The sequence below is a fragment of the Nonomuraea sp. NPDC048881 genome (genome assembly GCF_040649795.1).
Taxonomy (GTDB): Bacteria; Actinomycetota; Actinomycetes; order Streptosporangiales; family Streptosporangiaceae; genus Nonomuraea.
This window is the reverse complement of sequence record NZ_JBEZGC010000024.1, coordinates 62,718-84,453: the sequence shown is the minus strand read 5'-3', so window position 1 is coordinate 84,453 and position 21,736 is coordinate 62,718. Positions and strand designations below refer to the sequence as shown.

General features: G+C 72.6%; 18 protein-coding genes and 1 pseudogene. 8 read left to right on the top strand and 11 right to left on the bottom strand.

Annotated features, from left to right (window positions below; genetic code table 11):
• Positions 1-15 precede the first annotated feature (15 nt).
• Positions 16-1,392: an FAD-dependent oxidoreductase gene (locus AB0C33_RS45495; protein WP_358300188.1), complete on the bottom strand. Its 1,377-nt coding sequence runs from the start codon at positions 1,390-1,392 to the stop codon at positions 16-18.
• A gap of 107 nt (positions 1,393-1,499) precedes the next feature.
• On the opposite strand from AB0C33_RS45495, the gene AB0C33_RS45490 reads away from it, so the two are divergent.
• Positions 1,500-2,522, top strand: a complete 1,023-nt coding sequence (locus AB0C33_RS45490) for a GNAT family N-acetyltransferase (RefSeq protein WP_358300185.1) — start codon at positions 1,500-1,502, stop codon at positions 2,520-2,522.
• Between the two features lie 186 nt (positions 2,523-2,708).
• Here the strand turns inward: AB0C33_RS45490 and AB0C33_RS45485 are convergent.
• Positions 2,709-3,125: pseudogene (locus AB0C33_RS45485) on the bottom strand (Clp protease N-terminal domain-containing protein); the annotation flags it as partial.
• A 73-nt stretch (positions 3,126-3,198) separates the two neighbouring features.
• Here AB0C33_RS45485 and AB0C33_RS45480 point away from each other — a divergent pair.
• A complete protein-coding gene (locus AB0C33_RS45480) occupies positions 3,199-4,044 on the top strand; it encodes a hypothetical protein (protein WP_358300182.1) in 846 nt (281 codons plus the stop codon).
• Positions 4,045-4,083: 39 nt separating this feature from the next.
• Complete coding sequence (locus AB0C33_RS45475; RefSeq protein WP_358300180.1) at positions 4,084-4,953, top strand: oxidoreductase; 870 nt, start codon at positions 4,084-4,086, stop codon at positions 4,951-4,953.
• Positions 4,954-5,191: 238 nt separating this feature from the next.
• On the opposite strand, the gene AB0C33_RS45470 is transcribed toward AB0C33_RS45475, so the two are convergent.
• Positions 5,192-5,911: a class I SAM-dependent methyltransferase gene (locus tag AB0C33_RS45470; RefSeq protein WP_358300177.1), complete on the bottom strand. Its 720-nt coding sequence runs from the start codon at positions 5,909-5,911 to the stop codon at positions 5,192-5,194.
• A gap of 194 nt (positions 5,912-6,105) precedes the next feature.
• Between AB0C33_RS45470 and add the strand changes: the two genes are divergently transcribed.
• On the top strand, positions 6,106-7,125 hold the full coding sequence (gene add, locus AB0C33_RS45465; protein ID WP_358300174.1) for an adenosine deaminase: 1,020 nt from the start codon (positions 6,106-6,108) through the stop codon (positions 7,123-7,125).
• 39 nt (positions 7,126-7,164) lie between these two features.
• On the opposite strand, the gene pgl is transcribed toward add, so the two are convergent.
• From pgl to tkt, 6 genes are read right to left on the bottom strand one after another with little or no spacing between them, the layout of a single operon-like run.
• Entirely contained in the window at positions 7,165-7,938 is a 774-nt protein-coding gene (pgl, locus tag AB0C33_RS45460; protein ID WP_357983369.1) for a 6-phosphogluconolactonase, read from the bottom strand.
• Positions 7,939-7,965: 27 nt separating this feature from the next.
• Positions 7,966-8,880, bottom strand: coding sequence for a glucose-6-phosphate dehydrogenase assembly protein OpcA (gene opcA, locus AB0C33_RS45455; RefSeq protein ID WP_358300171.1), 915 nt, complete (start codon positions 8,878-8,880; stop codon positions 7,966-7,968).
• The gene (gene zwf / locus AB0C33_RS45450; protein ID WP_358300168.1) at positions 8,880-10,481 is read right to left on the bottom strand and encodes a glucose-6-phosphate dehydrogenase; all 1,602 of its coding nucleotides are present in this window, start codon (positions 10,479-10,481) and stop codon (positions 8,880-8,882) included. Before zwf ends, opcA begins: the two co-directional genes overlap by 1 nt.
• Position 10,482: 1 nt before the next feature.
• Positions 10,483-12,099, bottom strand: a complete 1,617-nt coding sequence (locus AB0C33_RS45445) for a glucose-6-phosphate isomerase (RefSeq protein WP_358300166.1) — start codon at positions 12,097-12,099, stop codon at positions 10,483-10,485.
• A complete protein-coding gene (gene tal, locus AB0C33_RS45440) occupies positions 12,096-13,187 on the bottom strand; it encodes a transaldolase (protein WP_358300164.1) in 1,092 nt (363 codons plus the stop codon). The genes AB0C33_RS45445 and tal overlap by 4 nt, the downstream gene beginning before the upstream one ends.
• Before the next feature lie 7 nt (positions 13,188-13,194).
• On the bottom strand, positions 13,195-15,288 hold the full coding sequence (gene tkt / locus AB0C33_RS45435) for a transketolase (RefSeq protein WP_352364402.1): 2,094 nt from the start codon (positions 15,286-15,288) through the stop codon (positions 13,195-13,197).
• A 272-nt stretch (positions 15,289-15,560) separates the two neighbouring features.
• Here tkt and AB0C33_RS45430 point away from each other — a divergent pair, with 272 nt between their 5' ends.
• Positions 15,561-16,505, top strand: coding sequence for a heme o synthase (locus AB0C33_RS45430; RefSeq protein ID WP_358300162.1), 945 nt, complete (start codon positions 15,561-15,563; stop codon positions 16,503-16,505).
• Positions 16,506-16,630: 125 nt separating this feature from the next.
• Positions 16,631-17,821, top strand: a complete 1,191-nt coding sequence (locus AB0C33_RS45425; RefSeq protein WP_358300159.1) for a PrsW family intramembrane metalloprotease — start codon at positions 16,631-16,633, stop codon at positions 17,819-17,821.
• On the opposite strand, the gene AB0C33_RS45420 is transcribed toward AB0C33_RS45425, so the two are convergent.
• Positions 17,797-18,504, bottom strand: coding sequence for an ElyC/SanA/YdcF family protein (locus AB0C33_RS45420; protein ID WP_358300156.1), 708 nt, complete (start codon positions 18,502-18,504; stop codon positions 17,797-17,799). The two genes, AB0C33_RS45425 and AB0C33_RS45420, sit on opposite strands and share 25 nt — an antisense overlap.
• A 22-nt stretch (positions 18,505-18,526) precedes the next feature.
• On the bottom strand, positions 18,527-19,513 hold the full coding sequence (locus tag AB0C33_RS45415) for a COX15/CtaA family protein (protein WP_358300153.1): 987 nt from the start codon (positions 19,511-19,513) through the stop codon (positions 18,527-18,529).
• A gap of 117 nt (positions 19,514-19,630) precedes the next feature.
• On the opposite strand from AB0C33_RS45415, the gene AB0C33_RS45410 reads away from it, so the two are divergent.
• Positions 19,631-20,671, top strand: coding sequence for a proline racemase family protein (locus tag AB0C33_RS45410; protein ID WP_358300150.1), 1,041 nt, complete (start codon positions 19,631-19,633; stop codon positions 20,669-20,671).
• Positions 20,668-21,726: an ornithine cyclodeaminase family protein gene (locus AB0C33_RS45405; RefSeq protein ID WP_358300147.1), complete on the top strand. Its 1,059-nt coding sequence runs from the start codon at positions 20,668-20,670 to the stop codon at positions 21,724-21,726. The genes AB0C33_RS45410 and AB0C33_RS45405 overlap by 4 nt, the downstream gene beginning before the upstream one ends.
• Positions 21,727-21,736: the final 10 nt, after the last annotated feature.

Sequence of the window (21,736 nt, the reverse complement as noted above, 5' to 3'; positions counted from 1 at the left end):
GTTCTCAGTGCGGGGTCAGTGGCCGGTGATCAGGTCGGCGAAGCGGGCCAGGGCCGACGTGCGGGGCATGGAACGCTCCCGATGATCGGCCACCCGGTACAGGCGGTACATCGCGTGCACCCCCATCCAGCGCAGCGGCTCGGGCTCCCAGGAGCGCACCTTGCGCCCCACCCACGGCAGGGACGTCAGCTCCGTCTCCTCCCCGAGTATGAGATCACGCAGGGTGCGCCCGGCGAGGTTCGTCGTGGTCACGCCGTGCCCGGTGTAGCCGCCGGCCCAGCCCAGGCCGGTCGCGCGGTCCACGTGCACGGTCGAGCACCAGTCGCGCGGCACGCCCAGCACGCCCGACCAGGCGTGCGCGACCGAGGAGGAGCGGGCCGCGGGGAAGAAGTCGACCAGGAGCCGCCACAGGGCCTCGACCGTCCACTCGTGGGTGCGGCCGCGGGCGTCGATGCGGGAGCCGTACAGGTAGGGACGGCCCCGGCCGCCGAAGGCGATGCGGTCGTCGGCGGTGCGCTGGGCGTACATGTAGTAGTGCGCGAGGTCGCCGAGCAGTTCGGCGCCACGCCAGCCGACCTCGTCCCAGAAGGAGGCGGGGAGCGGCTCGGTGACGATCATGGAGCTGTTCATGGGCAGCCACTGGCGGCGCAGGCCGTTCAGGCGGGCGGTGAAGCCCTCGGTGGCGCGGATGACGTACGCCGCCGTGACCGTCCCGTACGGGGTCACCGCCCGGCCGGGGGCGATCTCGGTGACCGGGGTGCGCTCGTAGACCGGGACGCCGAGGTCGCGTACGGCCCTGGCCAGCCCCTGGGCCAGCTTGGCGGGCTGGATACGGGCGCAGTGGGGGCTCCAGGAGGCCGCCAGGGCGCCCGCCACGCGGACGTGCTCCGAGGGGTCGGCCAGCCGCAGGTCCGCCTCCTCGATGCCCCAGGCGCGGGCGGCGGCCACCGAGGCGCGCAGCCGGTCGGCCTGGGCGGGGGTGCGGGCCACGTTCACCACGCCGCCCTTGACGATGTCGCAGTCGATCGACTCGTTCTCGCAGACCGCGATGACCTCGTCGATGGAGGCGTACATCTCGCGCTGCAGCCGGCGGGCATCCGAGCCGTACCGTTCGTGGGAGCCGGCCAGGTCGCCGGTCAGCCAGCCGCCGTTGCGCCCCGAGGCGCCGAACCCGGCGAACTCCTGCTCCAGCAGCACCACCCGGAGCGAAGGGCGGGCCTTCTTGAGGTAGTACGCGGTCCACAGCCCCGTGTAGCCGGCCCCGACGATCGCCACGTCGGCCTGCAGGTCGCCGTCGAGCCGCGGACCGGGCTCCGGCACCCCGGACGAGCGGTACCAGAAGGACACGTCACCGTTGACGAATCCGGACGACAAGGGAACTCGCGCATTCATGGCCCCATATCCTGCTATATCGGGATTAGGTGGCGCATCTCACGACGAAATTCGTGATGAAACCCGTCGTTAGCGGGCATGTAACACGTCCCAGGCATGCTCCTCCCATGGGATTCTTGCGCATCCGGACCACGGTGGACGAGCGACCCGGACGGCTGGCCTCGCTGGCCTCGGCCCTGGCCGCCAGGGGCGGCAACATCCTCGGCCTGAGCGTCCAGTCCGACGCCGACGGCACGGTCGACGAGTTCGTGGCCGACATCCCGGCGAGCCCTGAGGCCGTGCGCGAGGCGCTGGAGGCCGCCGGCGGCCGGCGCGTCCAGGTGGTGCCCGCCACCGCCCACGAGCTGACCGACGAGCCGACCAGGGCGCTGCTGCTGGCCTCCCGGCTGCGTTCCACGCCCTGGCGGCTGCCCGAGCTGCTGGCCGAGCTGCTGCGCGCGGACGACGCCCGGTGGATCTATGGTGAACCGGTGAGCGATCTCCCCGACCCGACCCTGCTCGTCGTGCCCGTGGCGCGGCGGCGCGCGGTCCGGCTGCGCCGCACCGGGCTGCCGTTCACGCTGACCGAGGCCGCCCGCGCGGCCTCCTTCGCCCGGCTCGCCCAGCCCGCGCCCGAGCAGACCCCGTCCGAACGCGCACTGAAACTGGCCGACGGCGCCGAGATCACCGTGCGGCCGCTCACCACGATCTACCGCGAGGCCGTGCGCGACCTGCACGACAGGTGCTCGCCCGAGGCCCGCAGGTTCCGCTACTTCACCTCGATGCCCGCGCTCCCGCCGCGCGCGTTCGACCGGCTCTGCGACCGCGGCAGGGGCTTCTCGCTGGTCGCCGGGCACGACGGCCAGGTCGTGGCGATGGCGAACCTCATGTTCACCCCCGACCCCGGCATCGCCGAGATGGCCTTCCTGGTCGAGGACCGCTGGCAGGGGCGTGGCCTGGGCGCCGTGCTGGCCCGGATGCTGGTGCGGCAGGCGCGCGACCTCGGGTACGCAGAGGTCAGGGCCACCCTGCTGGCCGACAACGCGCGGATGCGCGGCCTGCTGACCACGCTGGGCGCCTCGCTCGGCCGGACCGAGGACCCGGGCGTCGTGGAGGCGCGGCTGCCGGTCGGCGCGCGGGCCTCAGCCTAGGCCCTCCTCGGGCTCGCCGGACTCGGGGTCGGCGGCGGCAGGGTCGGCGGCGGCAGGGCCGATGCCCAGGTGGCGCTCGATGCGTTCCAGGCTCTCCTCGATGCGGGTGAGCCGTTCGGCGAGCACCGAGCCGCCGCCGAAGTACACCTCCGTCGGACGTTCCCTGGTGCCACGGCCCACCCGGTCGAGCAGGCGCTGCCGGACGTCGGCCAGGTCGGCGCCGGCGTCCGCCAGAGCCTGGGCGGCCAGCCCCTCACCCTCCCTGATCAGCCCGAGCAGGATGTGCTCGGTGCCGATGTAGTTGTGGCGCAGTTGCAGGGCCTCGCGCAGGGACAGCTCCAGCACCTTCTTGGCGCGCGGGGTGAAGGGAATGTGCCCGCTCGGCGAGCTGGCCCCGCGGCCCACCTCGCGCTCCACGAAGGCCCGTACGTGCTCCAGCTCCACGCCGCAGCCGTCGAGCACCAGCGCGGCCAGCCCCTCGCCCTCGCGGATGAGGCCCAGCAGGATGTGTTCCGTGCCGATGTAGTCGTGGCTCAGCTGCCGCGCCTCCTCCTGGGCGAGCACGACGACCCTGCGCGCACGGTCGGTGAAGCGTTCGAACACCGGGGGCCTCCGTTCGACTGGGGCTGCCTCCACTATGCGCTACAAACCCCGCCGTGTGGGGTATTTGTCCTGTGTGGATCTTGACGAGGTGGCCGGCCGCCTCTACGCAGTCCCGCCGGCGGAGTTCACCGCCGCCCGCGCGGCCGAGGTCCGCGCGGCGAAGGAGGCGGGCGACGTACGGCTCTCGCGGGACATCGCGAAGCTGCGCAAGCCCACCGTCTCGGCCTGGGCGGTCAACCGGCTGGCCCGGCAGCACCCCGCCGAGCTGGCCGAACTGCTCGGCGTGGGGGAGCGGCTGCGCGCGGCCTGGCAGGCGCAGGACGCCGGGGCGCTGGCCGAGCTGACACGGTCGCGTGGCGAGGCGACCGCCAAGGTGGCGAGGCTGGCCAGGCAGGCCGGCGGCCTGTCGGCGGCGGCCGCCTCGGAGGTGGACCAGACGCTGGACGCGGCCGTCGTGGACGCCGGCGCCGCCGACCAGGTGCGGGCCGGTCGCCTGGCCAAACCGCTCAGCTACAGCGGCTTCGCCCCCGCCCCCGCGCCCGCCCCCGCCCCCGCCGCTTCCACCGCGGCGTCCGCCACCGCCGCCTCCAGCGAGCCCCGGCCCGGGGCGCGTGGGCGGGGGCGGGCCGGGAAGGACGCGGCGGCCGAGGCGCGGGCGGAGGCCGAGGCGAGGCAGGCCCGAGAGGCCAAGGAGGCGAAGGAGGCCAGGAAGGCGAAGGAGCGCGCGGAGGCCGAGGCGGCCCACCGGGAGTGGGCCGAGGCGCTGGAGTCGGTCACCCGCGACCACGACGAGCGCGCCGAGAAGGTCGCCCGGCTGGAACGCAAGCTCGCCAAGGCCCGCAAGCGGCTGGAGGAGGTCCGGCAACGTCTGGAGGTCACGCGCCGCGAGGAGCGCCAAGCCCGCCGCCGACTGGACTAAGGTGCACGAAACGCGTTCGTACACCTGCAAGGAGGGGCGATGGCCGCCTGGACGCCCGCCGACATCCCGGACCTCACCGGCACCACGGCCGTCGTGACCGGCGCCAACAGCGGCATCGGCCTGCCCACCGCCCGCGAGCTGGCCCGGCACGGAGCCCGCGTCATCGTGGCCGCCCGCTCGGCGGACAGGGGCGAGGCCGCCGTGGCGGAGATCCGGCGGGCCGTGCCGGGGGCCGACGTCGCGTACGGCGCACTCGACCTGGCCGACCAGTCCTCGATCCGGCGCTTCGCCGACACAGTGGACAAGGTGGACCTGCTGATCAACAACGCCGGGATCGGCCTGATCCCCCGGCAGCTGACCAAGGAGGGCTGGGAGCTGCAGTTCGGCACCAACCACCTCGGCCACTTCGCGCTCACCGGGCTGCTCCTGCCACGGCTCCTGGCCGCTCCGCACGCCCGCGTGGTCACCGTCTCCAGCGACGCGCACTCCATGGGCAGGCTCGACTTCGACGACCTCGCCCTGGAACGCGGCTACGGCCGGATGAGCGCGTACGGACGGTCCAAGCTCGCCAACCTGCTCTTCACCCTGGAGCTCCAGCGGCGGGCCAGCAGCGCCGGTGCGGGCCTGATCAGCGTGGCCACCCACCCAGGTGCCACCGCGACCCGCTTCGTCAAGCTGGGGCCCCTGCAGCCCCTCCTGCACTTGTTCCTCCAGTCGGCCGACGCCGGCGCCGCCCCCTCGCTGTACGCCGCCACCTCGCCGGACATCACCGGCGGCGAGTTCGTCGGCCCCCGGCTGAAGCTGCTCACGCCCTCGGAGACGGCCAGGTCCGAGGAGGTCGCGCGGCGGCTGTGGGAGGTGTCCGCCCAGCTCACGGGCGTACGGTTCGAGGAGATCGCCCACCGCTGAAGGGCGTGCCGTCGAAAGCGCAAGCACTCGCCGCTCATGGGGGCTGTCCTCGACGCTTCCACACGGCGGTCGGCGTGCGTGCCCTGGTCGAGCGGGCCGGAGGGCGCGGGCGAGCTCGACGCGGACGTCGCTCCCGCGCGGTTGTCCGAGTCTGGTGTGGTAGCCACGATCTTCACCGGGCCGCCCTTCGGCGAGGAGTCGGCCGGCGGCGTGCGGCTGCCGCCGGCGCTGCGCCCGGTCAGCGCAGGCCGCGGGCCAGATAGGCGCAGACGGGGAAGCCCGTGCCGGCGTACGGGGCGGCCAGGCGGTCGTAGCAGGCCCGGACGCGGGCGTAGGTCTCCGGCGGCTGCCGGGCGATCGTCTCGAAACGCGGGCCGCCCGCCTCGACCACGCCGCTCCACCAGGCGGCGACGTCCACCCGGTGCCGCCAGCGCAGCGTCCGCACGTCCACGGCCGTGAAGCCCGCCTCCTCCAGCAGCCCGGCGAAGCGTTCCGGCCGGTCCACGGCGGCGAAGGGGCGGACCGGGGGTTCGTACGGCACCCCCGCCGCCGCCAGGGCCTCGGCGAAGACGTTCGTGGCCGTCATCTCGTCGGACTTCCACCAGGTCAGCGCGGCGGCGCCGCCGGGACGCAGCACCCGGCGCAGCTCCGCGAGCGTCGCCGGGACGTCGGCGACGTGGTTGACGACGAAGTTGCCCGCCACGGCGTCGAAGGAGGCGTCCTCGAACGGCAGGACGGGCAGGGTGGCCCGGCGGACGGTGGCGGCGGGGTGGCGGCGGGCGACCAGCTCCAGCATGGCGGGGTCGGCGTCCACGGCGGTGACCTCGGCGCCGGCCGCGAGCGCGGCCGCCGTGACCACGCCGGTGCCACAGCCGACGTCAAGAATCCGCTCCCGACGCCCCTCTGGAACACCGACCTCAGGACGCCGCTCCACCCGGCCTTCCGAGTATGGGGTCACGTCGGCACCTCGGGTCACGGCGGCGAGCAGGGGTTGGACGGTGTGCGAGCTCAGCCGCGCGAAGCCGCGGTCATAGGCCTCAGGATCCCTCACAACCCCGGAGCCTACCCCGCAGCCCGAATCCTGACATCTTAAGGTGAAATTTCGCCCGATTCCCTGTTTCAGAAGGAAATCTCAGGCTTATGGTCTTCGCCATGACCATCGACGCCTTCATCGACGCGCTGCCCAAGGTGGAGCTGCACGTACATCTGGTCGGATCGGCCTCGGTCGACACCGTGCTGGAGCTGTCCCGGCGGCATCCCGGCAGTGAGGTCCCGACCTCCGAGGAGGAACTGCGCCGCTTCTACACCTTCCTCGACTTCCCCCACTTCGCCCGCGTGTACCAGGCCGTCAACAGCCTGGTCCGCGAGCCCGAGGACGTCGCCACCCTCGTCCTCGGCCTGGCCAGGGACCTCGCCGGACAGGGCGGCCGGTACGCCGAGCTGCAGGTCACCCCGTACGCCCATCACGTGGTCGGCATGCCCATGCGCGAGGTGACCGAGGCCCTCGACCTGGCCGCCCGCCGCGCCCTGACCGACCACGGCGTGGAGATGGCCTACATCTTCGACATCCCCGGCGAGTACGGCGAGGAGGCCGCCCGGATCACCGTCGACCACGCTCTGCGCGAACCTCCCGCCGCATTGGTAGGTTTCGGCATCGGAGGCATCGAACAGGACCGTCCCAAATACCGCGACGCCTACCGCGACGCCTTCACCGCCGCACGCGCCGCCGGCCTGCACAGCGTCCCGCACGGCGGCGAGATGAGCGGCCCCGAGACGATGTGGGAGGTCATCGAGGGCTACGGCGCCGAGCGCATCGGCCACGGCATCAACTGCCTGTCCGACCCCCGCCTGGTCGCCCACCTGCGCGAGACCCAGCTCCCCCTGGACGTCTGCCCCACCTCCAACGTCTGCACCGGTCAGGTGCCCGAGCTCGCCGCCCACCCGCTGCCCCGGATGCTGGAGGAGGGCCTGTACGTCACGCTCAACAGCGACGACCCGCCCATGTTCGCCACCACGCTGGCGGGGGAGTACCGCGCCGCCGCCCACGTGCTCGGCCTGGGCGCCACCGAGCTGGCCCAACTGGCCCGCAACGCCGTCAACGCCTCCTACCTGGCCGCCGACCGCAAGCAGACCCTCCTCAAGGAGATCGACACCCTGACCGCCGACCTCTGACGACCGGGAACGTCGTGCGCCCGCGACCGGCGTTCGAGGTCAGGGGGACGCCAGGCGGCCCAGTTCTGGGGGGATCTTGGCGGCGGCGGCGCGGTCGAGCAGGAACAGGGTGCCGGCCCGGCCGCGGGCGCCGGCCGCCGGCACCTGGACGTGCCCCGAGTCCGACAGGGCCAGGCGTACCGCGCCCGACTTCTCCTCGCCGGCCGCCACCACCCACACCTCGCGCGCCGCCTGGATGGCGGGCAGCGTCAGGGAGATGCGGGTGGGGGGCGGCTTGGGGGAGCCGTGCACGGAGACGACCGGGCGCGTGTCGTACAGGGCGGGCATGCCGGGGAACAGCGAGGCCACGTGCGCGTCGGGGCCCATGCCGAGCAGCATGACGTCGAAGGCCGGCACCGGGCCGTGGTCCTCGGGGCGGGCCGCGGCGCGCAGCTCGGCGGCGTACGCCTCGGCCGACTCCTCGGCCGTCATGCCGGAGTCGGGGCCGCGCATGACGTGGATCCGGCCGGGGTCCAGGTCCACGTGGTCGAGCAGCGCCTGGCGGGCGCCGGTCTCGTTGCGTTCCTTGTCGCCGGTGGGCACGAAACGTTCGTCGCCCCACCAGACGTCCAGGCGCCGCCAGTCGACGGCGTCACGGGCGGGCGTGGCGGCGATGGCGGCCAGCGTGGCGATGCCGACCGTGCCGCCGGTCAGCACGATCGAGGCCGACCCCTTGGCCGACTGCACGTCGACCAGGCGCGTGATGATGCGCGCCGCCACGGCCTTGGCCAGGACGTCGGCGTCGCGGTGCACGACAACGTTGGGAACGCTCACGACACTTCTTTCTCAAGTGGAGGGGGGTCAGCCCTTGTACGTACGGGCGAAGCGCTTGACGGCGGCCTCGTAGACCTCGTCGCTGTCCAGCCGGCGCAGCTCCTCGGCCATCAGCTCGGAGGTGTGCCGCCTGGCCAGGGCCACGTTCCGGTCGGGCTGGCCGGGACGCGACAGCGTGGCCAGCCGCGCGTCGGAACGCATGACCGACAGCTCGCCGTCGCCGGTCTGCAGCCGTACGGCGGTCAGGCCCGGACCGGCCGACTCGCCCACCTTGACCGGCGCCCCCAGCCGCTCCGACAGCCAGGCCGCCAGCAGCGGCGCGCTCGGGTGCCCGGCGCTGGCCTCCACCACGCCCTTGCGCACCTTGCCCACCGGCTGGTCGAACGCGGCGGCCAGCAGGCTGCGCCACGGCGTCAGCCGGGCCCAGGCCAGGTCGGTGTCGCCGGGGGCGTACCCCTTGGCGCGGGTGACCAGCGACCGGGCGCCGCCGTTCTCGAAGCCCTTGGCGTCGGTGATGCGCCGCTGGGCCAGGGCGCCGATCGCGTCCTTGGACGGCACGTCGGGGGCCGCGCCCGGCCACCAGGCCACCACGGGGGTGTCGGGCAGCAGCAGGGGGCTGACGACGGAGTCGGCGTGCTGGGTCAGCTCGCCGTACAGGCGCAGCACCACGACCTCGCCCGGCGTGTTCTCGCCGATGCGCAGCTCGGCGTCGAGCCGGTTGGGCTCGGCCTCCTCCCGCTTGATCACCACGATGATGCGCGAGGGGTGCTCGCGGGCCGCCTCGGTGGCGGCGCGCAGCGCGTCGTACTGGTGGCGCTCCTCGGAGACCACCACGAGGGTCAGCACCATGCCGATGGCCGGCGCGCCCATCTGGTGGCGCAGCAGCATGAGCTGCGCCGAGATCTTGCCGGCCGTCGTGTCCGACAGCATGAACGTCGTCACTAGAGTCTCCTCCACACGCGGCCGTCGCGCGCCATCATCGCGTCGGCCGACTCCGGGCCCCACGAGCCCGACTCGTATCCCTCGGGCTGTCCCTGCGTGGCCCAGAAGTCCTCGATCGGGTCGAGGATCGTCCAGGACAGCTCGACCTCGCGCTGGTGCGGGAAGAGCGGCGGGTCGCCGATCATGACGTCGAGCAGCAGCCGCTCGTACGCCTCGGGCGAGGACTCCAGGAACGACTCGCCGTAGGCGAAGTCCATGGACACGTCTCGCACCTCCATGGCGGTGCCCGGGACCTTCGACCCGAACCGCACGGTGATGCCCTCGTCCGGCTGGACGCGGATGACCAGGGCGTTCTGGCCCAGGATCTCGGTGTCGGTCTTGCTGAAGGGCAGGTGCGGCGCCCGCTGGAACACCACGGCCACCTCGGTGACCCGGCGGCCCAGCCGCTTGCCGGTACGCAGGTAGAACGGCACCCCGGCCCACCGCCGGTTGGCGATCTCCAGCTTGATGGCCGCGTACGTCTCGGTGGTCGACTCGGCGGAGATGCCCTCCTCCTGGAGGTAGCCGACGACCTTCTCGCCGCCCTGCCACCCGGCCGCGTACTGGCCGCGCGCGGTGTTGAGCCCCAGGTTGGACGGCAGCCGCACCGCCTTGAGCACCTTCTCCTTCTCCCGGCGCAGCGCCGAGGCGTCGAAGGAGGTCGGGTCCTCCATGGCGACCAGCGCGAGCAGCTGGAGCAGGTGGTTCTGGATCACGTCGCGGGCGGCGCCGATGCCGTCGTAGTAGCCGGCGCGCCCGCCGATGCCGATGTCCTCGGCCATGGTGATCTGCACGTGGTCGACGAAGCTGCGGTTCCAGATGGGCTCGTACAGGTTGTTGGCGAAGCGCAGCGCCAGGATGTTCTGGACCGTCTCCTTGCCCAGGTAGTGGTCGATCCGGAAGATCGAGCTCTCCGGGAACGCCGACGTGGTGATCTCGTTCAGCTCGTGGGCCGACTTCAGGTCGTGGCCGAACGGCTTCTCGATGACCACCCGCCGCCACGACCCCTCGGGCGCGTCGGACAGCCCGGTGCGCTTGAGCTGCTCGACCACCACGGGGAAGAACTTGGGCGGGACGGACAGGTAGAAAGCGTAGTTGCCGCCCGTGCCGCGGGTCTGGTCGATCTCCGCCAACGCCATCGCCAGCGCGTCGAAGGCACCGTCGTCGGAGAACTCGCCCGGCACGAAATGGATGCCTTCGAGGATCTGCTTCCAGACCTCCTCGCGGAACGGCGTACGCGCGTGCGCCTTGACCGCGTCGTGCGTCAACTGCGCGAAGTCCTGGTCCTTCCAGTCACGCCTGGCGAAACCGACCAGCGAGAAACCGGGCGGCAGCAGGCCGCGGTTGCCCAGGTCGTAAATGGCCGGCAGCAGCTTGCGCTTGGCCAGGTCGCCCGTCACGCCGAACAGCACCAGCACGCACGGCCCCGCCACCCGCGGCAGCCGCTTGTCACGCGGGTCGCGCAAGGGGTTGGCCTCGGCGACCTCCAATGTCGTGGCGGTGTTCGCCACGGCCGCCGCCACCGCGACGACCTCCTCCTCAGGAGATGCTTCGTCAGTCATCTCAAACCTCCTGTGCGGCTGCGAGCAAATGCGCGACACCCGTCGCGCGGTCCGTCAAGTGCAGGCGTACGGCGGGCCGTCCGCGGGTCTCCAGCGCGGCCAGGTCGCCCAGCGCCTGCGCGAGCTGGAGCCGCCCCAGCGTGTACGGCTGCCCGGGGACGGCGACGTCGTCGGCCACCGCACCCGTGATCTGCAGGAACACGCCGTTCTGCGGCCCGCCCTTGTGGTATTGGCCGGTCGAGTGCAGGAAACGCGGCCCCCACCCGAACGTCACCGGCCGGTTGGTGCGGATGGCGAGCAGGGCGCGCAGCGTGGCCGCGTCGGCCATCATCCACGCGTCGGTCATCTGCTCGAAGTCGGCCCCCTCGGGCACCGGCGCGTCGAAGGCGGCCAGCCGGTCGAGGTAGGCCATCACGGCCAGGTAGCCGTCGTGCGGGATGGCCTTCAGCAGCTCGGCCAGCACGCCGGGCAGGTCGTGGGAGCGGACCGCGCCGTAGACCTCGACGGGCCCGTCGACCAGCGCGGGCGCGCCCAGCGGCAGGTCGGGCAGGGCCAGCAGGGCCGCGGTGTTCTCCTTGGACTCGGCCACGTTCGGCTGGTCGAACGGGTCGATCTCCAGCAGCAGCCCGGCCACGGCGGTCGCGTACTCCCAGACCAGGAACTGGCCGCCGAGCGGCCCGTCGACGCGTACGGCGCCGTTGTCGGACTCGATCGCGACGACCAGCTCGTCGCTGGTGTGGTTGGGGTCGGCGTTGACGATCGGCAGGATGCCCCGGCCCTGCTTGCCGGTGGACTCGGCGACGAGCTGCTCGATCCAGTCGGGCAGCCCGTTGATGCCCGAGAGCTGGTCCTCCAGCACGAGCTTGTCGCGCCCGGCCAGCGCCGCGCCGCCGAGGGCCGCGCCCAGGTCGAGGCCGGGGTTGCCGGTGTCCAGGGACAGCAGCGGCAGCACCTCCTCGGCGTCGTCCAGCAGCCGCTCGACGTCGGCCCCGGCCAGCGCGCTCGGCACCAGCCCGAACGCCGACAGCGCCGAATAGCGGCCGCCCACGTCGGGGACGGCCAGCACCAGGTGGTAGCCGCCGTCGACGGCCCGCTGCTCCAGCGGCGAACCGTGGTCGGTGACGACCACGATCCGGTCGGCGGGCGAGATGCCCGCCTCGGTGAAGATCTGTTCGTAGATGCGCAGGTGGCAGTCGGTCTCGACGGTCGAGCCGCTCTTGCTGGCCACCACCACGACCGTGGATTCCAGCAGGTCGGTCAGCGCCCGCCGGACCTGCGCGGGGTCGGTCGTGTCGAGCACGGTCAGCGGCACGTCGGCGGTCTGGCAGATCACCTCGGGAGCCAGCGACGAGCCGCCCATCCCGGCCAGCACCACGTTCGTCAGGCCCTCGGCGCGCGCCCGCTCCACGAGCTTGCCCAGCTCGGGAAGGAGCTCGCGGGAGGTGCGCGGCAGCGTCAGCCAGCCGAGCCGGACCGCCGCCACCGCCTCGGCGTCCTCACCCCACAGCGTGGGGTCGCCGCCGGCCAGCCGCGCGGGCACGCCGTCGGCGACGAGGCGCCCCGCGACGGAGGAGGCGGCCGCGGCCACCCCCTCCTCGCGGTAGGACACCTCGATCATGGCACCAGATTCTTGGTGACGCTCTCCAGCAGCTCGTTCCAGGACGCCTCGAACTTCTCGACGCCCTCCTCCTCCAGCACCCGCACGACGTCGTCGTAGTCGATGCCGGCCTCCTTGAGCGCGGCCATGGTGTTCCAGGCCTGCTCGTAGAAGGGGCGCACGGTGTCGCCGGTGACCTGGGCGTGGTCGGCGGTGGCGTCGAGGGTCTTCTCCGGCATCGTGTTGACGGTGCCGGGGGCGACGAGCTGGTCGACGTACATGGTGTCGGAGTAGTCGGGGTTCTTCACCCCGGTCGAGGCCCACAGCGGGCGCTGCGGACGGGCACCCGCGGCGCGCAGGCGCTGCCAGCGCTCGGAGCTGACGACCTCCTCGTAGGCGGCGTAGGCCAGGCGCGCGTTGGCGATGCCGGCCTTGCCCTTCAGCTCCGGCTTGCCGAGCTTGTCGAGCCGCTTGTCGATCTCGGTGTCGACGCGGCTGACGAAGAACGAGGCCACCGACTCGATCGTGGCCAGGTCCAGGCCCTTGGCCTGCGCGGCCTCCAGGCCGGCCAGCCAGGCGTCCATGACCGCGCGGTAGCGCTCCAGGGAGAAGATCAGCGTGACGTTGACGCTGATGCCCTCCGACAGCGCCTGCGTGATCGCGGGCAGGCCCTCAAGGGTGGCCGGGATCTTGATGAACAGGTTGGGCCGGTCGACCATCCACCACAGCGCCCTGGCCTCGGCCACGGTCTTCTCGCTCTCGCGGGCCAGCCGCGGGTCGACCTCCAGCGAGACGCGGCCGTCCACGCCGCCGGTGGCGTCGTAGACCGGGCGCAGCACGTCGGCGGCCCAGCGGATGTCGTACGTGGTGATGGCGCGGACGGCCTCCTCCACGGTGACGCCGCGGACGGCCAGGTCGTGGAGCTGGGCGTTGTAGGCGTCGCCCTTGCTGAGCGCGCCGGCGAAGATCGTCGGGTTGGAGGTGACCCCGACGACGTTCTTCTCGCGGATCAGCTGGTCGAGGTTGCCCGTGCGCAGCCGTTCGCGGCTGATGTCGTCGAGCCAGATGGAAACGCCCTGGCCGGACAGCTTGTTGAGGTTCTCGCTCATCTTCTTCTCAGTTTCCCGTCGTCTCGCCCTTGTCCTGACCCAGCTTGGCGAGGCTCGCCTTGGCCGCGGCCGCCACGCGCTCGGCCGTGAGCCCGAACTGCTCGTACAGCGTCTTGTACGGCGCCGAGGCGCCGAAGTGCTCCAGGCTGACCACTTCGCCGCACTCGCCGACGAACTGGTGCCAGCCGAGCGCGACGCCGGCCTCGACCGCGACCCGAGCCCTGATCGAGCTCGGCAGGACGGTCTGCCGGTACGCGGAGTCCTGCCCGTTGAACCACTCGACACACGGCATCGACACCACTCGTGCCGGGATGCCCTGAGCCTCCAGCAACTCGCGGCCCTGCACGGCCACCTCGACCTCGCTGCCGGTGGCGATGATGATCACGTGCGGCTGGCCGTCGGACGCCTCGCGCAGCACGTAGCCGCCGCGGGCCACGCCGTCGGCGCTCGTGCCTTCGTAGACCGGCACGTTCTGCCTGGTGAGAGCCAGGGCGGCGGGACGGTCGGTGTGCTCCAGGATCGTCTTCCACGCGTGCGCGGTCTCGTTGGCGTCGGCCGGGCGGACGACGTCGAGGCCGGGGATGGCGCGCAGCGCCCACAGGTGCTCGATCGGCTGGTGGGTGGGGCCGTCCTCGCCCAGGCCGATGGAGTCGTGCGTCCAGACGTAGGTGACCGGCAGCTTCATCAGCGCCGCCAGGCGCACCGAGGGGCGCATGTAGTCGGAGAAGACCAGGAACGTGCCGCCGTAGGGGCGGGTGCCGCCGTGCAGGGCGATGCCGTTGAGTATCGCGCCCATGGCGTGCTCGCGGATGCCGAAGTGCAGCGTGCGGCCGTAGCGGTTACCGGGGAAGTCCTTGGTCTGGTACTCCTCGGGGATGAAGGACGGCTCGCCCTTCATCGTGGTCAGGTTCGACTCGGCCAGGTCGGCCGAGCCGCCCCACAGCTCGGGCAGCACCGGCGCCAGCGCGCCCAGCACCTCGCCGCTGGCCTTGCGGGTGGCCATCGAGGAGCCGGTCTCGAACTCGGGCAGGGCCGTGGCCCAGCCGGCGGGCAGCTCGCGGTGGGAGATGCGGTCGAACTCCTTGGCCCGCTCGGGGTTGGCCAGGCGCCATTCGGCATAGCCCTTGTCCCACTCGGCACGCTCGGTACGGCCGCGGGCGACCACCTCGCGGGCGTGCTGCAGCACCTCGGCCGGCACGTCGAAGCTCTTGGCCGGGTCCATGCCCAGGATCTCCTTGGTCGCGGCGATCTCCGCCTCGCCCAGGGCCGCGCCATGGATCTTGCCGGTGTTCTTCTTGTTCGGCGCCGGCCAGCCGATGATCGTGCGCAGCCGGATGAAGGAGGGCCGGTCGGTCTCGGCCTTGGCCGCCTCCAGCGCCTCGTACAGCGCCTGGACGTCCTCCTCGTACTCGCCGCCGGCGGTCCAGTCGACGCTCTCGGTGTGCCAGCCGTAGGCCTCGTAACGCTTGACGACGTCCTCGGACTTGGCGATGAGGGTGTCGTCCTCGATGGAGATGTGGTTGTCGTCGTACAGGACGACGAGGTTGCCGAGCTTCTGGTGGCCGGCCAGGGCGCTGGCCTCGTGGCTGATGCCCTCCTCGATGTCGCCGTCGCTGACGAAGCACCAGATGTGGTGGTCGAACGGCGAGGAGCCGCGCTCGGCGTCGGGGTCGAACAGGCCGCGCTCGCGGCGGGCCGCCATCGCCATGCCGACCGCGTTGCCCAGGCCCTGGCCGAGCGGGCCGGTGGTGGTCTCCACGCCGGCGGTGTGGCCGTGCTCGGGGTGGCCCGGGGTCAGGCTGTCCCACTGGCGCAGCCGCCGCAGGTCGTCGAGCGTCAGGCCGTAGCCCGACAGGTAGAGCTGGATGTAGAGCGTCAGGCTGGTGTGGCCGCACGACAGCACGAACCGGTCGCGGCCCGCCCAGTTGGGGTCGCTGGGATCGTGGCGCATCACGCGCTGGAACAGCAGGTATGCGGCGGGGGCCAGGCTCATGGCGGTGCCGGGGTGACCCGAGCCCGCCTTCTCCACTGCGTCCATCGCCAGGGCCCGGACGACGTCGACGGCCTTCTTGTCGAGGTCGGTCCATTCAAGGGCTGGCACGAGTTCGGTGCTCAAGTGCTCGATCTCCGGAATCTAGTTGTCATTTGGCAGTACCTGTTGGCTATCCCGCCCACACGGGACCCTAACCGAGTGGAGCTGGCGATCGATTCCCATTCCACCCTCGCGTGTCCATGAATGGCGCAAGCCCCCCATTGGCCGGACCGTCCGCCCCTGCGACTACAGTTTGTTTGTTCGCAGAGGCGCCACGGCGCCACTCATCGATCCGCTCTAATCAGAGGTTACGCGTTGACTCCGCACAGGCTGGAAGCGCCTTGACGGTGCTGACCAACAGGCAGGCCACGACCCCCTCGACCGAGCCCGGGGCGCCGCGCACGTTCGGCATGGTCGTGAAGGCCTACGTCGCGCTCACCAAGCCGCGGATCATCGAGCTGCTGCTGATCACGACCCTGCCGGTGATGTTCCTGGCGGCCGGCGGCCTGCCGCCGCTGTGGAAGTCGATCGCCGTCATGGTCTTCGGCACCCTGTCGGCGGGCAGCGCCAACGCGCTCAACTGCTACGTCGACCGCGACATCGACCAGAAGATGCGGCGCACCCGCCGCCGGCCGCTGGCCAGGCACCAGGTGTCGCCGCGCGGCGCGCTGATCTTCGGGATCGTCCTGGGGATTTTGTCCACTGTTGGCCTGTGGCTCACCACCAACTGGCTGGCCGCGGTGCTGTCCACCGGCGCGATCCTGTTCTACGTCATCGTCTACTCGATGGTGCTCAAGCGCCGCACGGCCCAGAACATCGTCTGGGGCGGCATCGCGGGCTGCATGCCGGTCATGATCGGCTGGGCGGGCATCACCGAGCGGCTCGACTGGGCGCCCCTGGTGCTGTTCGGCGTCGTGTTCTTCTGGACGCCGCCCCACACCTGGACCCTCGCCATGCGCTACAAGGAGGACTACGCGGCGGCCAAGGTGCCGATGCTGCCGGTGGTGGCCACCGAGCGGCGGGTGATCCTGGAGTCCGTGGCCTACACCTGGGCGACCGTGCTGTGCTCGCTGGCCCTGTGGCCGGTGGCCGGCACCACGCTGTTCTACCCGGTCGTCGCGGTCGTGCTCGGCGTGGTCTGCCTGTGGGAGGTCCACCGCCTGCTGGCCCGGCTCAACGCCGGCAAGAGCGGCGTCGACCTGCGCCCCATGCGCTTCTTCCACTGGTCCAACGCCTACCTCGCGCTGCTCTTCCTCGCCGTCGCGATCGACCCGCTGCTGGCCTGAGCGCCGTGACCGTCCTGACCGCCGTGCGCGATGCCCGCGACGCGCGTGTCCGGACGGTGAGGAGTGGCTGTCCCGCGCGGGCGGTCGGCACGGACCCCGGCCCTTCGATCCGTTAAAGTCACGGTATGGCGACCCGTGATCCACGCTGGGTGTTGAAGGACCGCCCGTCGTTCGCGTTGATCACCGGGCTGGTCCTCACCGGCATCTGCGCCCTGGTCTCGTTCTCCTTCGACGTGATCAACGGTGAGCCGGTGCAGTTCTTCATCGCGCTCGGGCTCGCCCTGGCTCCGGTGCCGCTACTGCTGGCCGCCGTGCTGGCGCTCGACCGCATGGAGCCGGAGCCGCGCAGCAACCTGATCTTCGCCTTCGCCTGGGGCGCGGGCATCGCCGTGCTGGTCGCCGGCGCGATCAACTCGCTCAACCTCCACTACTTCATCGACACCGCCAAGCTCTCGCCGACCAGCGCCCGCAACCTGGCGGCCACCTTCGGCGCGCCGGTGGTCGAGGAGACGATGAAGGGCCTGGTGCTGCTCGGCCTGCTGAAGTTCCGCCGGGCCGAGCTCGACGGCCCCACCGACGGCATCATCTACGCCAGCATGGTCGGCCTCGGCTTCGCCATGAGCGAGAACGTCAGCTACTACCTGTCGGCGCTCAACGGCAACGGCGTCAGCAGCCTGGCGGTCACCGTGGTGCTGCGCGGCATCCTGTCGCCGTTCGCCCATCCGCTGTTCAGCTCGATGATCGGGGTGGCCGTCGCCTACGCGGCCCAGCGCCGGGGGCCCGAGCGGGTGTTCCTGGTGCTGGCCGGCTGGTCGGGGGCGATGATCCTGCACGGCCTGTGGAACGGCCTGGCCTCCTACGGCGGCTTCCCCGGGCTCGTGGTGGCCTACCTGGCGCTGCTGGTGGTGCTCGTCGTGCTGATCGGCGTGGTGTTCAGGGACCGGCGGCGCATCGTCGCGCTCATCCAGACCTACCTGCCGCCGTACGAGCCGACCAGGCTGGTCGGGCCGGCCGACATCTACATGTTGTCCACGTTCGCCAGGCGCCGCCAGGCCAGGCAGTGGGCCAGGGCCTACGGCGGCAAGCGGGGGGTGCGCGCCATGCGCGACTACCAGCTCGCCGCCACCGAGCTGGGCCTGCTGCACGAGCGGGCGGCCCGCCACATCGTCGACGAGCAGGCCTTCCACGAGGAGCAGCGGGCCCTGCTGGAGTGCATGAGCACCGCCCGCGCCGACTTCCCGGTGCCGCCGGTGCACGCCCGCCGGATGGCCAGGGGCACCCCGCCGCCCGGCTACGCGCCCGGCGCGCCCCGCTGAGCCAGGATCCGGGTCAGCGAGACCTCGCGCGGCCCGGGGAAGACCGGGTCGGAGTGCAGCAGCAGCGCGTCCACGACGGCCTTGCCGGTGGCCAGCAGCTCCCGGGTGGCGTAGACGTACGTGGTGGCCGCCCACTGGCGGGTGGAGTCGTCGCCCACGCCGAACGTCTCCAGCCCGGCCGTCCGGCACAGCGCGACGGCCCTCGGCAGGTGGAAGACCTGGGTGACGACGGTGATCCGCTCGGCGCCGAACACCCGGCGGGCCCGTACGCACGAGTCCCAGGTGTCGAACCCGGCGTAGTCGAGCACGATCACGTCGGCCGGCACGCCCCTGCGCAGCAGGTAGTCGCGCATGGCGGTGGGCTCGTCGTACTCCTTGCGGCTGTTGTCGCCCGACAGCAGCAGCGCCCGCACCTTGCCCGCCCGGTAGAGCTCGGCGGCCACGTCGAGCCGGCGGGCCAGCATCGGCGTGGGCTGGGTGCGCCACAGCCCGGCGCCGAGCACCAGCGCGGCCTGCGCGGGCGGCACCCGGCCCAGCCAGCCGCCGCTGTCGGCCACCACGCGGTGCGGCGAGCTGTCGAGCCAGGCCCAGGTCATGGGCGCCAGCGCGAGCACGCTGACCAGCACCAGCCCCTGGTACGTACGGCGCAGCAGCCTGCGCGAGAGCCTAGGGAGTCGCAGCACACCCCATACCATCGCACAACGGTCAGACGGGAGCGGGCGCTTCCGCGTGAGCGGCGGCGGCCGGGGCCTCCAGCGGGCCTCTGGCGCGCAGCGAGGTGACCACCCGCAGCGCGGCGATCCACACCAGTGAGGCGCCGAGCACGTGCAGCAGCACCAGCGCGGCCGGCACGGCCAGGAAGTACTGGGTGTAGCCGATCACGCCCTGGCCCAGCTCCACGACGAACAGCCCGAGCGCGGCCCGCCTGGCGGCCCGGGGCGCGCCGGTCACGCGCAGCGCGAACAGCAGCGCGAACGTCAGGCCGACGACGACGTAGACGATGTCGGCGTGCAGCCGGGCCACGGTCTCGATGTCGAAGCCGAAGCGGGAGGCGATGACGTCGCCCGAGTGCGGGCCCGTGCCGCTGACCACCACGCCCGCCACCAGCAGCACCGCCGTGGCGGCGAGCAGCGCGTGGCCGAGCCGCCGGACGTCGCGGTGGGCGATCCCGGAGGCCGGGCCGTCGCCCTCGCCGGCGCGGGCGTAGAGCATCCAGCAGGCGGCGATCAGCGCCATGGAGATCAGGAAGTGCATGCCGACCGTGAACGGGCTGAGCGCGGTCCTGACCACCAGCCCGCCCCACAGGGCCTGGGCCAGCACGCCCGCCGGCTGCAGCAGCGCCAGACGCACCAGCGCCCGCCTGCGCGGGACCAGGCGCAGCGCCGCGACGACGCACGCCGCGCCCACCGCCAACACCAGGAACGTCAGCAGCCGGTTGCCGAACTCGATGAGCATCGTGAGCATCGACATCTCGGGATGGGCGACGGGCACGAAGCTGTCGGGCGTGCACCTCGGCCAGGTCGGGCAGCCGAGCCCGGAACCGGTCACCCGCACGCCCGCGCCGGTCACCGCGATGCCCGCGTTGGCCACCACGGAGGCCAGCGCCCAGCCGCGCATCGAGCGCGCGGTCGGCGCCCAGAACGAGCGCAGGGCGCGGGCCAGGACGTTGGGGCGGCTGGTGGATTCCTTCACGTCAACGATGGTACGGGCCCGGTGGGACGGTCCCGTCAGGGGCTTCTCCGGAACGTGACAATGTGACATGTTACTCCTTGGCGGCTTTCCCGACCCGGTCCGGAGGGGCTTCGAACTGTGATCACAACTGTCGACTACCACACGGGCGGTGAGCCGTTCCGGATCGTCACCGGAGGCGTCCCCGGCATCCCCGGGGCGGACGTGCTCACCCGGCGGGAGAACGCGCCCGCCCACGCCGACCACGTCAGGCGGCTGCTGTGCCACGAGCCGCGCGGGCACGCCGACATGTACGGCTGCTTCCTCGTCCCGCCCGACGACGCCGGGGCGCATCTCGGCGCGCTCTTCTGGCACAAGGACGGCTTCTCCACCGCCTGCGGGCACGGCACGATCGCCCTGGGGGCCTACGCGGTGCAGGAGGGGCTGGTCGAGGCCGACCCCGACGGGGAGACCGACGTGGTGGTGGACGTGCCGTCGGGGCGGGTCAGGGCGCGGGTGCGGTGCTCGGGCGGGCGGGTGGCGGGGGTGACGTTCGTGAGCGTCCCGTCGTACGTGATCGCGCGGGACGTGGCCGTCGCTGGAACGAAGGTTGATATTTCGTACGGCGGGGCGATTTATGCGTCTATTTCGGCGGGGGCGTTGGGGCTGTCCGTCGAGCCCCGCCACCTGACCGCCCTCGTCGGGCACGCCCGCCGCATCAAGGCCGCCCTGGCCGGCCACCCCGCCACCCGCCACCCACGCGACGACCGCCTGTCCGGCGTCTACGGCGTCATCTTCTACGACGACCTACCGGGCGACGCCGTGTCGGACGGCAGGTCGCCGGGTGGCGAGCTGCCGGATGGCGGGTTGCCCGGCGGCGGGTCGCCGGGGGCTGATGGGAGTCTCCGGCAGCGCAACGTCACCGTCTTCGCCGACGGCGAGGTGGACCGGTCGCCGTGCGGGTCGGGCACCGCCGCCAGGATGGCGCTGCTGCACGACGCGGGCCTGCGCGGCACCCTGGTGCACGAGAGCGTCGTCGGGTCCGTCTTCCGGGCGCGGGTGGCCGCGGTGACGGCCGAGGGGATCGTGCCGGAGATCGAGGGCATGGCCTACCGCACCGGCCGGCACGTCTTCGAGCTCGATCCCGACGACCCGATCGGAACGGGGTTCACGCTGCGATGAGCGCTCTTCCCTACATCGACGGGCCCGTGCTGGAGCGGCTGGTGCCGGTCGGCCGCGCGGTGGCCGTCCTCGAACAGGCCCTGCGCGACGGGCTCGACCCCGAGCTGACGCCCCGGCGGCCCACCGTGGACCTGCCGGCCGGGCAACTCCTGCTCATGCCCGCCGCCGCCGGCCGCTACGCCGGGGTCAAGGCCGTCACCGTCACGCCCGACAACCCCGGGCGCGGGCTGCCCCGCATCCAGGGGACGTACCTGCTGCTGGACGGCCCGACCCTGGCCCCGCTCGCCGCCCTGGACGGCATCGCCCTCACGTCCCTGCGCACGCCCGCCGTCTCCGCCCTGGCCGTCGCCCACCTGGCCGAGCCGGACGCGCGCCGCCTGGTGGTGTTCGGCAGCGGGCCGCAGGCGTACGGGCACGTCCTGGCCCTGCGCGAGGTGCGGCCCGTCGAGCACGTCACGGTCGTGGGCCGCGACCCCGCCCGCGCCGCCGCCCTGGCCGCCCGCTGCCGCGCCCTGGGCCTGACCGCCGAATCCCTGACCGCCGGAGCTCCCACCGCCGGAGCTCCCACCGCCGAAGCCGCGACCGCCGAAGCCCCCACCGCCGAAGCCCCCACCGCCGAAGCCCTCACCGCCGAAGCCCTCACCGCCGAAGCCGCGGCGGTGCCCGGCGCGGTGGCCGACGCGATCCGGGCCGCCGACCTCGTCGCCTGCTGCACCACGGCCGCGCAGCCGCTGTTCCCCGGTAAGCTCGCCCGGGACGGCGTCACCGTGGTCGCGGTCGGGTCGCACGAGCCCGGCGTCCGCGAGCTCGACGGCGACCTCGTCGCCCGCGCCACCGTGGTCGTCGAGGCCAGATCGGCCGCCCTGGAGGAAGCCGGCGACGTGATCATCCCGATCCGCCACGGTACGATCACCTCTGGTCATCTCGCCGGGAACCTCGCCGAGCTGATCGCCGGGAGGGTGGTGGCCGGTCCCGGCCCGCGGGTGTTCAAGAGCACGGGCATGGCGTGGCAGGACCTGGTGGTCGCCGCGGCCGCGTACGAGGCGTGGAAGTAGGAGGGAAGGC